The organism is Haloarcula sp. MBLA0138 (genome assembly GCF_055632455.1).
This window is the reverse complement of record NZ_CM145746.1, coordinates 237,456-251,604: the sequence shown is the minus strand read 5'-3', so window position 1 is coordinate 251,604 and position 14,149 is coordinate 237,456. Positions and strand designations below refer to the sequence as shown.

Here is a 14,149-nt window from a genome sequence, read left to right as displayed (position 1 = left end):
CGTCACCGCTCGTGTAGCAGCGTCTCCAAGTTCTCACGGACGTACTCGCGGTCGCGGTTCTCGACGTACCAGTCGATGGTCTCGGCGAGGCCGTCGGCCAGCGAGTACTCCGGGGACCAGCCCAGCAGTTCCTCGGCACGTGTCGTGTCGGCGGCCCGGTGTCTGACGCCGACAGGCTTCTCGGTCATGTGATCGACCTCGTCGGGCCGCCACCCGACGTAGTCGAATATCGCCTCCGCGACCTCGTTGATGGAGATGTAGTCGGAGATGCCGGCGTTGACCGGGGTCGCGTCGGTTATCTTCTCGTTTGCCAACACCAGCGCCGACACGATGTCGTCGACGTAGGTGAAGTTCCGGGTCTGCTCGCCGTCGCCCCATATCCGGTAGGGGTCCTGCCGGGCGAACGCCTTGGCGATGAGCGCGACGATTGCGTGTGTCTCGTTTTCCCGTGGCCCGTACGCGGTGAAGATGCGGACGGTGCTGGCGTCGACACCGTGCTGTTCGTGGAACGCCTGCAGGGAGCGTTCGCCCATCAGCTTCGCCCACCCGTAGGCCTCGTCGGCGTAGGCACCGCCGCGTTCGTCGAAGCTCACCATGTCCTCGCTGAGCCGCCGGCGCTCCCGTTGGATGTCGGTCGGGTACGTGCAGGCCGAGGAGGCGAAGGTTATCTTCTCGACGCCGTTCTCGACGGCCGTCTCGAAGACGATGTTGTCGAGCGCCATGTTCGTCGCGCAGTTGGCCGGGTAGTTCGAGATGTACCCGCGGCCGCCGTGGTCGGCCGCGAGGTGGAACAGCCGGTCGACGCCCTCGCTGGCGCGGTCGGCGAACGACCGGTCCTTGAGCGACCCCTCGTACAGTTCTATCTCGTCGGCCACGTCCGCGAGGTTGTCCGTCTCGCCCGAGGAGAGGTCGTCGGCGACCCGGACCTCGGCCCCGCGGGCGACCAGTTCCGCCACGAGGTGGCTCCCGATGAACGACGCGCCGCCGGTCACGAGGACCGTCTCGCCGTCGTAGCTCATGTCGCTTCCTCCGAGACGGTGGAGCCGTCGGTGCCGAGTTCGGACGCGGCCCACTCGTACACCTCGCGGACGCCCTCCTCCAGCGACACCGACGGCGTCCAGTCGAGCGCCGCCTCCATCTTCGCCGTGTCGGCGGCGTAGCGGTCGGTGCCGGTCGGCTTCGACTCGTCGTGTTCGATGGCGATGTCCTTCCCCGAGACGTCGATGATGGTCTCCGCGAGGTCGTTGATGCTGACGACTTCGTGACCGTTTCCGAGGTTTATCGGGTCGGCATCGACCTTGCAGTCGATGGCACGCAGCAGGCCTTCGACGAGGTCGGTCACGTAGATGAACCCGCGTTGTTGGGTCCCGTCGCCGAACAGTTCGATACTGCCGCCGTCGGGTTCCTCGATGACCTTCCGACACAGCGACGGGATGACGTGGCTCGACTCGGGGTCGAGCGACTCACGGGTCCCGTAGGCGTTGAAGATGCGGACCATCCCGGTGTCGATGTCGCAGTCCCGGTCGTAGGCCCGGCAGGCGACTTCGCCGAGTACCTTCGCCCACCCGTACGTGCTGTGCGGGTCGGCCGGGAAGGCCTGCTCCTCGGAGAAGCGGTTGAGGTCGTCGTGTTGCTGTCGGTAGATGCAGGCGCTCGACGCGAACAGGAACCGGTCGACGTCGGTCAGGCGAGCGGCTTCGAGCATCTGTTGGTTCATCAGCACGCTCGGCGTGAGACCGCCGACGTTCTCGCGCTGAATGTAGTGGATACCGCCGACGCTCGCCGCGAGGTGGAAGACGTCGTCGGCGTCCTCCGTGGCTTCGAGACAGCCCGCTCGGGTCGTCAAATCGACCGGGCGGATATCGACATCGGATTCGAGGTGTCGGACGTTGTCGAGTGACCCCCGAGAGAAGTCGTCCGCGATGGTGACAGTAGCGCCCGCCGCGACGAGGCGGTCGGCGAGGTGGCTCCCAATGAACCCCGCCCCGCCGGTCACGACGACGCGCCTGTCGGTCCAGTCCATACGTGGCAACTGACGCCCGCGCCCATATGCGTTCCGGGCACGGGGACGGTCGAACCGTCACCGTCAGGTGTCCGTATCGAGTAGGTCCCGCATGGACGAGCGGTCGCAGGTGACCGTACTGACGGAGTACTTTCACCCGGAAGAGGCGTCGACGGCACAGTTGGTGACGGCGCTGGCGACCGGACTGACCGACGCCTTCGACGTGGGCGTGGTGACCGCGCTGCCGAACTACCACGCCGACGACCGGGAGACGGCGACGCCGCGTCGGGAGACCGTCGACGGCGTCGACGTCCGCCGAGTCCGGACCACGCGCTTCGACAAGGACCGCCTCCCGCTGCGGGTGCTGAACTGGCTGTCGTTCACACTGCTCGCGACCGTCCGGCTGTTGCTCTCACACCGAGACGACGACGCCCGCCTCGTGCTGTCGAACCCACCGATACTCCCGCTCGCGGCGTGGGCCGCGAAGCGAGTACAAGGGACGCCGTACGCCTACGTCGTCTACGACATGTATCCGGAGATGCCGATAGCGCTCGGCTACGTCGCCGAGGACGGCCTCGTCGCGCGGGCGTGGTTCCGAGTGATGCGAGCGGTGTACCGGGACGCCGACCGCATCGTCGTCATCGGCGAGTCGATGGAGCGACGGCTCCGCGAGAAACTGGCGGACGACCCCGCGTTCGACCCGGCGAAGATTGTCGTCGCCCCGAACTGGGAGGACCCCGATTTCGTCGAACCGATAGACAAGGCCGACAACGAGTTCGCCCGCGAGGAGGGACTCCTCGACACCTTTACGCTCGTGTACTCCGGGAACATCGGTCGGTTCCACGAACTGGAGACGGCCATCGACGCGATAGCCGAACTCGAACGGCGGGGCCGGACGGACGTGCAACTGCTGATAATCGGCGAGGGCGCGCGCAAAGACGAGCTACGGCGGTACGTCGAGACCAACGATATCGACGGCGTCCGGTTCCTACCCTTTCAGCCACTCGAACGGGTACCGGAGACGCTGACCGGCGGCGACGCCTCGCTCGTGGGTATCAAGCCGGAGATGGAGGGGCTGTGCGTCTCCTCAAAGCTCTACTCGTCGCTCGCCGCCGGCCGCCCGGTTCTCGCCGTCGTCGGCGAGGGCGACGAGGTGGCGCGGGTCGTGCGGGAACACGACTGCGGGGTGTGGGTCGAAAGCGGCGACGACGAGCGCGCGGCCGACGTACTCGCGGCGTGGGCCGACGACCCGGACTGCCGGCGACGGCTGGGAGAGAACGCACGGGCGTGTCTCGAAGCCGAGTACACGGAATCGGACGCCGTCCGCCGATACCGGTCGGTCCTCCGGTCACTCGTCGCGTGAGGCGCGTCGCCGACGGTCGACGGCGAAGACGAGGCCGGCCGCGACGACCGCGGTCACCGCCACGGCCGGGTCCGACGAGACGTACAGACTCGGCGTCGGCGGTCGCCAGTCCGTGAACGGATACAGGTACGCCGTCGCGCGGCCGTCGGCGAACGCGCGGAGGCCGTCGAGAGCGAGCGCCGAGAGACCCCCGAAGACGACGAGTCCGTAGACCCGACGCCAGCGGCCGCGCTCGAACGCGACAGTCACGAGACCGGCGGCGAGGAGGACGCCGCCGAGCGTCGAGAGCGGTTCGTACGAGAACGGCGCGCCGACCAGCGACCGAACGGTGCCGGCGTCGACGAGGACGCCGACCTTCACGAGGTCCGGAATCGCGGCACCCCCCATCCCGACGACGACCCAGTGCCGGTCCAGCCACTCGACACCCCACCCGGCGACCGTCAGCAGGACGTACGCGGCCAAGAGATGCGTCAGCAGGTCAGCCATCCCGTCGGACGACCTCCCACGTGTCGGTTCGAACCCGCCAGTGTCGACCGAAGGCGACGAGAAACAGGAGCGCGCCCAGCGCCGAGACGGCGTACTTGTACAGGCGTGCGTCCCGCGACGGATTGACGACGACTACGCGCTGTGCGCTGAGCCGGTGCTCGGGCCGGAGCGTGCCGTACGCTTGGACCGTCCCACCGGGTGCCACGTCCGGGTCTGCTCCGGTCACACGTATCGAGAGCGGCCCGCGTTCGATGGTGACCCCGTCAGCGTGGGTTTCGGTCACCGTTCCGAACAGCAACACAGACTGGCCGACGTAGGCCTCGTAGTTCGCCGCCAGCGTCGCCGGACTCGGGGACCGGTCCCGGCGGTCCTCGGTCAGGTCCGCGTGGACGGCGAGGATGCCGACGGCCGTGAGGAGACAGACGGCGATACCGACGCGGTACCACTGGTTCACGGTGGCGTACTCCGCCGGCCGTGCAAATGGTCGTTGCGCTTCGACGGCTACTCCGCGAAAGTGTCGCGTACCGCCGACGCCACGTCGTGACGGACCTCCCAGCCGAGGGCCTCGCGGGTCCGCGCGGTGTCGACCGGGAACGAATCGACCAGCGTCTCGTCGTCGCCCCGCGGGTTGTCGACGACGGCCACCTCAGCGTCGGTGCCGGCCACCTCGGCCCCGATGTCGCGGACCGACTCGGCCACCGCGTGGACGCTGGGGTCCTCGTCGCTGGCGAGTTCGTACTTCTCGACGCCGGTCTCGCCGGCGCGCAGTTGGTCGAGCAGTCGCTCGGCGCTGCGGACGTACGCCCGCGCCACGTCCTTCACGTGGACGAAGTTCCGGGACTGCGTGCCGGGCTCGTACACCGTGAGCGTCTCGCCGGCCAGCGCGCGGTCGACGAAGAAGTTGATAACGGTGCCTTTCGAGACCGTCTCGCCATCTATCTCGTGGCCGCCGTAGAGGTTCGAAATCATGAACTGGTGGGCCGGGAACGCGCCGTCGGCGAAGTCCTCGATGGCGCGCTCGTTGAGCAGTTTCGTCCGACCGTACCAGTTCAGCGGGTCCCGCGGGTGGTCGACGGTGATGGGGAACTGCTGGGGGTCGCCGACGACGGCCATCGAGAACGGGAAGACGAGGGCCGCGCCGGTCTTGCGGCAGAACCACGCCACGTTCTCGGTGCCGCCGACGTTGACCTCGTAGGCCAAGTCGGGTTGGTCCTCGCAGTCGTCGACGCCGGAGATGGCCGCGAGGTGCATCACGACGTCCGCGCCCGAGAGCGCGGCTTCGAGGCGGTCACGGTCCCGGATGTCGACGTGTTGAACGTCGACGCCGCCGATAGACCGCACGTCGCCCAGATAGAAGTTGTCGAGCGCGGTTATCTCCCAGTCGGGGTAGGCCCGCTGTAGTTCGTAGACGACGCGGCTGCCGATGTAGCCCGCGGCACCGGTGACGGCGACGCGGGGGGTGTCGATGTCTCGTTCAGGCATGGGTACTCTCGGTGGTGTCGGCGGCGAACCGCTCGGCGAGGTCGCGGACGCCCTCGCGGAGCGTCCACTCGGTCTCGAAGCCGGTGTCGGCGAGGCGGTCGAAGTTCACGTGGTAGGACGGGCCGGGGTGTTCGTCTTCCAGATAGGTCACGTCGACCGGCGCGACCTCGTCGGCGACGGTGTCGGCGATCTCGGCGATGCGGTAGTTCTGGTCGTTGCTGCCGACGTTGTAGACGCGCTCGTCCCACGCGTCGGGACGCAAGACGGCGTCGGCGTAGGCCCGGGCGGCGTCCCGGACGTGGACGAACGGCCGCCAGTTCGAGCCGTCGCCGTAGACCGTCAGCGCGCGGTCGGTCAGCGCCCGGAAGACGAAGTAGTTCACGACGAGGTTGAACCGCACGCCCGGCGAGTGGCCGTAGTTGGTCGCCATCCGGAGGGCAGTGCCGGTCATGTCGAACTCGTCGCAGTACTCCGACAGCAGCGCCTCGGACTCCAGTTTCGACTCGGCGTAGGGGTTGATGGGGTCGGGGGTGACCGTCTCGTCGATGTCCGTGCTGGTCGCCCGGCCGTAGACGTTACACGAGGAGGCAAAGACCACGTGGTCGACGCCGAGTTTCCCGGCGGCCCGCAGGACGTTCTCGGTGCCGTCGTAGTTGACCGCGAACGTCTCCTCGCGGCGGTCGTGGGTGCTGGCCGCGCCCGTGATGGCCGCCAAGTGGACGACGCGGTCGACGCCCCGCATCGCGCTCTCGACGTCGCCGTACTCCCGCACGTCGCCCCGGCGGAAGTCGAGGCCTCCGTCCAGCGTCCCCAGCAGGGCCCGAGGGGACCCGTCCGAGAGCGCGTCCAGCACGACCACGCGGTCGACGCGTTCGTCGCCGCGCAACAGGGGCAGGAGCGCGCTGCCGATGTACCCGCAGGCACCCGTGACCAACACGTCCATGGCTCAGTCCTCGGCTTCGAGGACGCCCGGGAGGAACCGGTCCTCGTGGGCCGCGATGGTGTCGGCGTGGCGCGTCAGCGTCTCGAAGATGTCCCGCACGCCGGCCTCGAACGTCTGGTCCTGCCCGCCGATGAGGTCGGCGTAGCGGTCGTTCTCGATCTCCATCTTGTGGCTCTCGTCCTCCTCGCGGGGGTTCTCGAAGTGTTCGACGGCCACGTCGAGGTCGAACTCCCCGCCCACGTCGGCGATGGTCTCGGCTATCTCGACGATGGAGATGGCGCGGGTCACTTGGTTGTACACCGTCAGGTCCCGCGGGCGGTCGTCGGGGTCTGTAAGCGCCAACTGCGCGAGGCCCTCGACGGCGTCCTCGAGCGAGACGAAGGGCTTGCGCTGCTCGCCCTTGCCGTAGACCGTGACGGGGTAGCCGGCGACGGCTTGGGCACAGAAGCGGTGGGTGACCGTCCCGAAGTAGTAGTCGAAGTCGAACCGGGTCTTCAGGCGCTCGTCGTCCCGAGTCTCCTCGGTCTCGGTGCCGTAGACGATGGCCGTGCGCACGTCCGAGATGGGGATGTCGAACTGGGTGTTCGCCAGCCGCATGTTCTGGGCGTCGAAGCCTTTCGTGGCGTGGTACCACGACCCGCCCATGTTCGGGAACGGCACGTCGTCGCGCTCGCCGTCGTTCTCCATCGCCGCGCCGCCCTCGGGGATGGGGAACTCCGGCGCGCCGTAGACGCCGGTCGTCGTCGTCTCGACGAAGTGGGTGTCCGTGAGGTCGTGCGCTTCGAGGCCCCACAGGAGGTTCCGCGTCGCCTGTAAGTTGTTGCGCTGGGTGTAGTTGGCCCGCTCGCCGTTTATCTGGGAGTACGGCGCGGACGGCTGGGCGGCCGTGTGGACGACCACGTCGGGCTCGTGGACGGCCAGCAGTTCGTCGACGAAGGCCTTCTCCGCGAGGTCGCCCTCGGTGAACGAGAGGTTCGTCAGCCCGTGGACCTCCCGGGCGGCGTCGAGGCGCTCGTCGATGCTCCCGACCGGCGTCGCGCTGGTCGCGCCGACCTCCTCGACCCACTCGCGCCGGCCGAAGTTGTCGACGAGCAGCACTCGGTCGTCGGTCCGCGAGGCGATCCGCAGGGCGGTCGGCCACCCGAGGTAGCCGTCGCCGCCGGTGACGAGAATGGTCATAGTTACTCAGTTTGTGAGTAACCACACTCGGTTAAATATCTTCTGTCATCGGCCGTCGGCTGGTACCCGCCGACGCCCCGGCCCTGCGATTCGCAACCGTTAAACCGCCCCTCCACCTTGCTCCTGTTGCTATCGCACGGGCCGGTGGGGTAGCCTGGTATCCTTCGGCCTTCGGGTGGCCGTAACCGCGATTCGAATTCGCGCCGGCCCACTGGATATAAACCCTTTTTCCCGGGTTTCCTGATAGGTAGCGGCCGCTCTACGGGGTGGTCCGCATGAGCCGTGTCGACGACGGCGAGCGGCTCATCTGCGATTTCTGTGGCGAGTTCATCGACGAGCCGAACCAACGCTGCCCCGCCCTCGACGACGGGAGGTGTCGCCCATGAGCGTCGCGGAGACGCTCACCCGCGCGACGCCCTGCCCGGCCACGGGCGACTGGATGGTCACGCCCGGCGACTCCGGGCGAGCGGCGCAGTACGACGCCTGCCCGCAGTGCTTCCCCGACGACGACACCGACCTCGACGCCTACCTCGTCAGCAAACACGGGTCGCACCTGCACCGCAGCGTCGACGACGGCGACGCCGACCGCTCCTGTCACGGCGCGGCCGAGCAGGACCACAGCCCGCTCAGCGTCCAACGCGGTGGCGAGTCGTTCCCGACCGACGGCGACCGGTTAGAGCGGTGCCCCCACTGCCGCGCTCGCGTCACTATCGGGACCGACGGCACGACCGAGTACGGCCATCTCACCGGCTGTCCCGACCGTCCTGACGAGTGGCCCCGCGGCGGCGCTCGCGTCGACCACCGCGACCACTGCCGGGTCGACGAGGAGGTGGCGTAGATGGGCGCTCGCAAGCGCTGCGAGTCCTGCGGCGAGGTCTGTGCGACCCGTTGGGAACGCCTGCCCAACGGCGACCGCCGGCGGCTCTGCGGTCCGTGTGATAAGGCGTGGCGACAGGTCTGGCGGGCGTTCACCGAGTCCCAGCCACGGCAGGCCAACCGTGTCCGCGCCGACGCAAACAACCGGCTCGTGACCGACGGCGGGCAGTCGACGGGCGGCACTGACCATGTCGACCGCCACGGCCGTCAGGCCAACCACCCCGACGAGTTCCGGGCGACCGGCGACGAACTCGACACCTTCGACGCTGGGCTGGCGCTGGGGTACTTCCGCCGGCTGGAGGTCCTTCTCGACGCCTGCCCGCTCGATATCTACGCAGCCAGCAGCCTCAAGCACCCGTGGCCGTACCGCCTTCAGAACGCCGCGGAGTGCTACCCGGCGAGCTTCTGGCGGAGCCAGGACCGCATCCTCGACTCCGCGATCGGCGAGGACCTGAGTAACGGAGACATCCTCCGCCACGCCATCGAGCGCCGCGCGACCGCGGTCGTCGCGAAGGACTACCTCCACGACCAGCAGGCGACCACCGAGAGCATCCGCGAGTTCATCCAGCTCCACGACCCGGATGTACATCCGCGAGCGTACGTCCCGCTCCAGCCGCCATACGACGAGCACGTCGCCGAGATCTACCCGATCATCGAGGAGTCGCACCTGTCGCACCGATACATGCTTGGCGGGCTCGCGAACGCCTCTCCAGAGGAACGGATCGACGGAACGCTGGCGTTCCGAGCGGAGATCGGCGACGAGCCGGTCGCCCACGGTCTCGGCTGGGGACTCGACGACGAGCTGGTCGCGACGCTCCGTGAGGAGCCGTCGCTGTTAGACTCGGTCGATAACTCCAGCCCGTCTCAAGCCGTCCAGAACGACCAGATCCTCGACAAGCACTGGCGGGCGAAGACCTGCCGACACGTCGACGGCCAGTACCAGAACGCCGTCGGCGGCGCCTTCGAGTTCGCTATGCTCATTCAGGCGACCCACCGGCTGACGGAGTTCAACGACGACTTCGAGACGCGGACAGACCAGCGGAATCTCGCCGAGTTCGGAGGTGCTACGGCCGATGACTGAGTTCGTTTTGGTCAGTTGCTCGAAGTCGAAGCTTGACGGGCTACGACGTGCCGAGTTCAAGTACGAGCCGAGTTCCGTGTTTCGGAAGCGGCGGACGGTCGGCCGGGACGCCGCCGCGTACGGCATCCTCTCGGCGAAGTACGGGTTCGTCCGGCCGTGGGAGTCGCTTCCGAACTACGACATGAACATCCGGGAGCGGTCCCCGGTTTGGGGCGCGTTCGTCCTACAGGACCTCCTCCCGGCGCTGGAGCATCACGACGCGGATACGGTGACGATCTACGCCGGCAGCGGCTACGTCGACCCGCTGGTTCCCGAGTTGGAAGCCCACGGCTACGACGTGGTTGACCCGCATCGCGGGATGATGCCCGGGCAGCGGGAGTCGGCACTGAAAGAGAAGTTGAAGCCGGGCCAGCAGGCGACTTTAGTTCGCGCCGAAGGCGGGTGCAACTCCCGCTGTGGCGACACGGACACTGACCACGAGGAGGGTCAGCAGTGACCCGCTCTATCGCCCGCGAGCACCTGCTGGGCGCGACGCTGTGGGCCTACCGCGCTGGTGCAGTCAGCATCAAACCGTGGAACAGCCCCGAACACTACTCGCGGTGTCAGAGGGCACTATGAGCGGTCCTGCCGAACTCGCCTTTCACGAGGCGTACGTCGGGCCGATTCTCCACGGCAAGAAGACGGCGACCGTCCGCTACGAGACAGACCTACCAGCAGTCGGAGACATCGTCACGGCCACGTTCGACGACGGTACCGAGTTTGCACTGCTGGAAGTGCGCCGCACCGCCAGCGTCAATGCTGTCGAGGTGCCGGCGCTGTTGGACCTGTTCGGTGCGGAGTACGGTTCTGAGACCGCCGACGAACTGCTGGAGAGTCTGAACCGGCACTACAACGACGGTATCAGTCCCGGGACGACCGTTCAGGTAATCGTCTTCAAGGAGGTCGGCATATGAGCGGCGCAATCGCCCACGCGAAGGCTATCGGCCACGACATCGAGGACCTCGTCGCCGCGGCCATCGACGGTCTCGACCTCGCACTCGACGAGACCACCCATCACGACGCCGTCGTGACCGACCTGCTGGCCCCCTCGCTCGTCGACGCCAGCGTGCCAGTCGTCTTCGCCGGCACGCCGCTGGTCGCCGTCGGCTCGAAGGTCGAAATCAAGGCCTGCGTGCGCCGCGACGGGAGCGACCGCCGCGGTCGGTGGGTCATCAAAGGCCGCGAGGGCGGCCAGCACGCCGCCCTGCTGGACGCCGGCGCGATGTACGCGCTCGCCGTCTACGAAGACGCGGGGGCCGCCAAGGAACTGCTGGCGGTCGCCGTCATCCCGGCGTCGCTGCTGGACGAGCATCTCCGCGGCAGTTGGTACAGTATCGACCGCCACGAGGAGACGTTCGCCAAGATGGGCTGGCCTCACGTGCTCGACGCCGCGGTCGTCGGGGGTGAGCGATGACCGACACTGACTGGTCGGAGGTGCTCGTCATCGACCTCTACTCCGGCCGTGGCGGCGTCGGGCACGCGCTTGACCGGCTCGGCATCAACCACGTCGGCGTCGACATCAAGGACTACGGCGACGACTACCCCGGCGAGTTCGTCCGGGGAGACGCGAGCGACGTAGAGTGGCTCCTCGACGTCCTCGCGGACTACCTCGAAGCCGAGACGGTCATCCTCTGGATGTCCCCGCCGTGTCTCCGGTACACGCCGCTCACGCAAATCAACGCCGCTCGCTACGACTGGGACGATGGCGAGATAGAGCGTCGGTATCCCGGCTTCGAGGAGCTGAACGTGCGCGACGTGGTCGCGGCCATCAGTCCGGACCAGTACGTCATCGAGAACGTCCCTCGGTGCGATGAGTTGGAGGACCCGACGCGTATCAACGGACTCGCGTTCGGACTCCCCTTCGACTTGGAACGCCACTTCGAGACCTCGTTTTCGGCCCCGCACGCCGTCGAGACGGGGGAACCGAACCTGACGATGTCGACGCGGGACAACTACAACAACACGGAGTATCAGCGGCGCGAACTCGCGGCGGCAAAGAGCGTCCCGACCGACTGGCCCGAACAGTCGGTTCACAGTGCTATCCCGCCCGAGTACGTGCAGTACCTCCTGCACTACTGTCCCGCCATCGACGGCATCCCGTTGCCTGACTCGCTTCGACAGCGGCCACTCACTGAGGCGTACACAGCACGAACCGATGGCGGCGCTCCGGAGGACGATGCCTGATGCCGTCGACGACACAGGCGGGCGACCGCCGCGAGCGGCTGCGCTGTCCTAACATCGTCGACCGCATCGGCGAGGACCCCGCCCGCTGGCTCGACGCGGACATGCTGGCGAACTCCTCGCGGCGAGCCCTCGTCATCTCGCTCATCGACGGCATGGACTCCGTCGAGCGGGTGGCCGCGTGGCGGGCCGTCGAGCGCCGGCTGGCGAACGACCGCTACGCCGACGACGCCCGGACCCCGCTGGACGAGCCCCGCGACGCCATCATGCGCCGCCTCGACCAGCGTGAGGAGTGGCTTCGCTTTCACGGCGAGCGCCCCGAGCGGCTCCCGCACGGCCCGCGCGAGCCGTGTGACTGTTGTGACGCCGCCGACGGCCCCACCGCGGCCGACCTGCGCGAACAGCGCCGCGCCGAGCGCGAGCGGGTCGCGTACGACCCCGACGGCGTCGACACGAGCGCGACCAGTCCGACCAGTGAGCCCGCGACGCTTGGCGAGTTCGCCGACGGGGGTGAGAACGCGTGACGCAGGTCGCCACGAGCATCGAGGATGTCATCGACCTCCAGCCACACCGCATCGGCGCGAATCTCGTGTTCGACGAGGGTGGTCTCTCGCCGTACTGGGCGATAGTCAGCCAGTACGAGCCCGACCTCGAAGACAGCGAGGAGACCTTCGCCTTCGACGGTTCCGAGTTCGAAATCGTCCGCTCGACCCACTGGGAGGGGAAAATCGAGACTCCCCCGTCAGCCACCTTCGACGGCGCGATGAACGAGTACAAGCTCGGCGTCTACGCGGCCGACGACGAAAACGACGAACTCGGCGTGGACTTTACCTTTCGGCCCGGGTTTCCGAGGGCTCGACACGTCGAGACGGGCGACCTCATCGGTGGGATGCCCACGCAGTGCCCGGAGTCCATCCGGGTGCAGGTCGAGTCGACGAACCTCTCGCAGTTCGAGGTGTTGGGGTTACTCCAGTCGCTGGCCTCGCATCTCTCTATCGACGCCGGGTACTTCGTCGACGCTCACGAGTGGTCGTCCATCTACGCGCTCGAACTGTACGGGCGCATCCTCCGCGAAGTCGCAACCGGCTGTCTCGCCGGCAAGGGCGGCGTCCTCGAACACATATCCCAGTTCTCGAACGGCCGAGGTCGTGGCGAGCACAAGTGGGACCACGAGGACATCAAGGGCCACTACGAGGCCGTGGCGCTGTCGCCCGATAACTGGCAGCGGCTCCTCTCGGACCAGACGCTTGCGAAGCGGCTCAAGTGCTACCAGCCGAAGTGGGTCCGGTCGGAGGATACGGGCGACGACCCGCTCTACCACCACAAAATCGAGTGTCAGTACTGGTCGGACTACTACCCGGACGGCGAGTCGGCGATACCGTGGCACGGCTACGACTCAGCCGTCTCGGAGTTCCGCGAGACCGTCGTGAACGCGCTCCACTGGGCCGGCGTCGACTTCGCTCCGGACTCCGATGTGTGGGTTGAGGACCCGTACTTCGAGCCCGGGCGGGCCGACGACGCGGTCGACGTGCGGCCGAACCCGATGCCCGACCTCGAACAGCAGTCCCGTGCCGACGCCGTCGACCAGCTCGCAGGCCCCGAGACTACCGAGGGGGCGTGGGACGTGTTGGTGGCGATGACCGACGGCAGCGGTCGGCACTATCAGGAGGTTGCCGAGGACGCCGGTAAGTCGGCATCGACGGTGTACCGAGCCGCCGAGCGGTTCGCGGACATCATCGAGGTCGAGAACGGCATGGTCCGCTTCCGGGACGGCGTTGTCCGCGACCAAATCGAGGACGTGGCCGAGCGCTGGCGGGCGACGAAGGACGCGACGATGGACGCCCTCAACCGCGTGGCAGAGCGGGCGTCGCCGTTCTCTCGCCGCGATGACGGCGAGCCGTCGGCTCTCGAACGATGGGCGAACCGCCACGGCATCGTCATCCACTCGACGAGCGACCCGCTGAAGATGGAACTCAAGCAGCCCGTGGGTCTTCAGGAGATACTGAAGATACTCCGGTCGGGCCTCGATGCCGCTGAGGCCTCACCGCTACCGACCGATAGCTTCGAGTCCGCGCTCATCGACTGGACGGGACTCGACGGTGAGGTTCGGCGCGACCGTCGTGTCGTCGTCGACGGCCGATTCCTCGGCAAGCACAACGTGGACCGGCCCATCTGGTAAGCGGCTCCGGCAGAGAGGCATCACTGTTCATCGGTCGGTTCCCTTTATATACTAACCGCGTTCCATCCTCTCCTGCTGTGTAATTTTGTCGGTCGCTCACCTCGCCAGCGGCGGCCATCGGGCTCGCTTTCGCACCCGGTGGGCAAGGCACCCTTAGGTAGTGTACCGAATGGTACCAAATCCAAATACCCACCCCTCCCTTCGGTCGGGCTGGCCCCGCACCGCAAAACCGCAATACTACCGCACCCGCACCGCGATACCAGCGGAACCGGTGGTCGGTAGCGGGGAACGTCTAAGTTGTTTCACAGTCAATCCCCAAACAGGACGATGATTGAACT

17 protein-coding genes and 1 tRNA gene are annotated in these 14,149 nt (G+C 67.5%); 11 read left to right on the top strand and 7 right to left on the bottom strand.

Translation table 11 applies throughout. The features are described 5' to 3' along the window. Positions 1-2 precede the first annotated feature (2 nt). Positions 3-1,019 (bottom strand): NAD-dependent epimerase/dehydratase family protein, encoded by a 1,017-nt coding sequence (locus ACV7JO_RS01345; RefSeq protein WP_470354544.1) that lies wholly within the window; start codon positions 1,017-1,019, stop codon positions 3-5. Continuing rightward, positions 1,016-2,023, bottom strand: a complete 1,008-nt coding sequence (locus ACV7JO_RS01340) for an NAD-dependent epimerase/dehydratase family protein (protein ID WP_470354543.1) — start codon at positions 2,021-2,023, stop codon at positions 1,016-1,018. Before ACV7JO_RS01340 ends, ACV7JO_RS01345 begins: the two co-directional genes overlap by 4 nt. Before the next feature lie 91 nt (positions 2,024-2,114). On the opposite strand from ACV7JO_RS01340, the gene ACV7JO_RS01335 reads away from it, so the two are divergent. Continuing rightward, positions 2,115-3,365 (top strand): glycosyltransferase family 4 protein, encoded by a 1,251-nt coding sequence (locus ACV7JO_RS01335; protein ID WP_470354542.1) that lies wholly within the window; start codon positions 2,115-2,117, stop codon positions 3,363-3,365. Here the strand turns inward: ACV7JO_RS01335 and ACV7JO_RS01330 are convergent. From ACV7JO_RS01330 to ACV7JO_RS01310, 5 genes are read right to left on the bottom strand one after another with little or no spacing between them, the layout of a single operon-like run. Beyond that, a complete protein-coding gene (locus ACV7JO_RS01330) occupies positions 3,351-3,851 on the bottom strand; it encodes a hypothetical protein (RefSeq protein ID WP_470354541.1) in 501 nt (166 codons plus the stop codon). The two genes, ACV7JO_RS01335 and ACV7JO_RS01330, sit on opposite strands and share 15 nt — an antisense overlap. Continuing rightward, positions 3,844-4,305, bottom strand: coding sequence for an OB-like fold-containing membrane protein (locus tag ACV7JO_RS01325; protein ID WP_470354540.1), 462 nt, complete (start codon positions 4,303-4,305; stop codon positions 3,844-3,846). The genes ACV7JO_RS01330 and ACV7JO_RS01325 overlap by 8 nt, the downstream gene beginning before the upstream one ends. A 47-nt stretch (positions 4,306-4,352) precedes the next feature. Next, complete coding sequence (locus ACV7JO_RS01320) at positions 4,353-5,333, bottom strand: NAD-dependent epimerase/dehydratase family protein (protein WP_470354539.1); 981 nt, start codon at positions 5,331-5,333, stop codon at positions 4,353-4,355. Further along, positions 5,326-6,276 carry an NAD-dependent epimerase/dehydratase family protein gene (locus ACV7JO_RS01315; RefSeq protein ID WP_470354538.1) on the bottom strand — a complete coding sequence of 317 codons (951 nt, stop codon included), beginning with the start codon at positions 6,274-6,276 and terminating at the stop codon, positions 5,326-5,328. The genes ACV7JO_RS01320 and ACV7JO_RS01315 overlap by 8 nt, the downstream gene beginning before the upstream one ends. Before the next feature lie 3 nt (positions 6,277-6,279). Continuing rightward, positions 6,280-7,455 (bottom strand): NAD-dependent epimerase/dehydratase family protein, encoded by a 1,176-nt coding sequence (locus tag ACV7JO_RS01310; RefSeq protein ID WP_470354537.1) that lies wholly within the window; start codon positions 7,453-7,455, stop codon positions 6,280-6,282. A 138-nt stretch (positions 7,456-7,593) separates the two neighbouring features. On the opposite strand from ACV7JO_RS01310, the gene ACV7JO_RS01305 reads away from it, so the two are divergent. The 10 genes from ACV7JO_RS01305 (at position 7,594) to ACV7JO_RS01260 (ending at position 13,811) form a co-directional block, all read left to right on the top strand. Then, positions 7,594-7,666: transfer RNA gene (locus ACV7JO_RS01305), tRNA-Pro, on the top strand. 171 nt (positions 7,667-7,837) lie between these two features. Beyond that, positions 7,838-8,293 carry a hypothetical protein gene (locus ACV7JO_RS01300; RefSeq protein WP_470354536.1) on the top strand — a complete coding sequence of 152 codons (456 nt, stop codon included), beginning with the start codon at positions 7,838-7,840 and terminating at the stop codon, positions 8,291-8,293. Further along, complete coding sequence (locus tag ACV7JO_RS01295) at positions 8,294-9,412, top strand: GATA-type transcription factor (RefSeq protein WP_470354535.1); 1,119 nt, start codon at positions 8,294-8,296, stop codon at positions 9,410-9,412. Then, positions 9,405-9,908, top strand: a complete 504-nt coding sequence (locus tag ACV7JO_RS01290; RefSeq protein ID WP_470354534.1) for a DUF6884 domain-containing protein — start codon at positions 9,405-9,407, stop codon at positions 9,906-9,908. The genes ACV7JO_RS01295 and ACV7JO_RS01290 overlap by 8 nt, the downstream gene beginning before the upstream one ends. Further along, entirely contained in the window at positions 9,905-10,030 is a 126-nt protein-coding gene (locus ACV7JO_RS01285; RefSeq protein ID WP_470354533.1) for a hypothetical protein, read from the top strand. Before ACV7JO_RS01290 ends, ACV7JO_RS01285 begins: the two co-directional genes overlap by 4 nt. After that, the gene (locus ACV7JO_RS01280) at positions 10,027-10,365 is read left to right on the top strand and encodes an ASCH domain-containing protein (RefSeq protein ID WP_470354532.1); all 339 of its coding nucleotides are present in this window, start codon (positions 10,027-10,029) and stop codon (positions 10,363-10,365) included. Before ACV7JO_RS01285 ends, ACV7JO_RS01280 begins: the two co-directional genes overlap by 4 nt. Next, positions 10,362-10,865: a PD-(D/E)XK family putative nuclease gene (locus tag ACV7JO_RS01275; protein ID WP_470354531.1), complete on the top strand. Its 504-nt coding sequence runs from the start codon at positions 10,362-10,364 to the stop codon at positions 10,863-10,865. Before ACV7JO_RS01280 ends, ACV7JO_RS01275 begins: the two co-directional genes overlap by 4 nt. Next, entirely contained in the window at positions 10,862-11,635 is a 774-nt protein-coding gene (locus ACV7JO_RS01270; RefSeq protein WP_470354530.1) for a DNA cytosine methyltransferase, read from the top strand. The genes ACV7JO_RS01275 and ACV7JO_RS01270 overlap by 4 nt, the downstream gene beginning before the upstream one ends. Then, entirely contained in the window at positions 11,635-12,156 is a 522-nt protein-coding gene (locus tag ACV7JO_RS01265) for a hypothetical protein (RefSeq protein ID WP_470354529.1), read from the top strand. The genes ACV7JO_RS01270 and ACV7JO_RS01265 overlap by 1 nt, the downstream gene beginning before the upstream one ends. Continuing rightward, entirely contained in the window at positions 12,153-13,811 is a 1,659-nt protein-coding gene (locus ACV7JO_RS01260) for a DUF7845 domain-containing protein (protein ID WP_470354528.1), read from the top strand. Before ACV7JO_RS01265 ends, ACV7JO_RS01260 begins: the two co-directional genes overlap by 4 nt. The last annotated feature ends 338 nt before the right edge of the window (positions 13,812-14,149 follow it).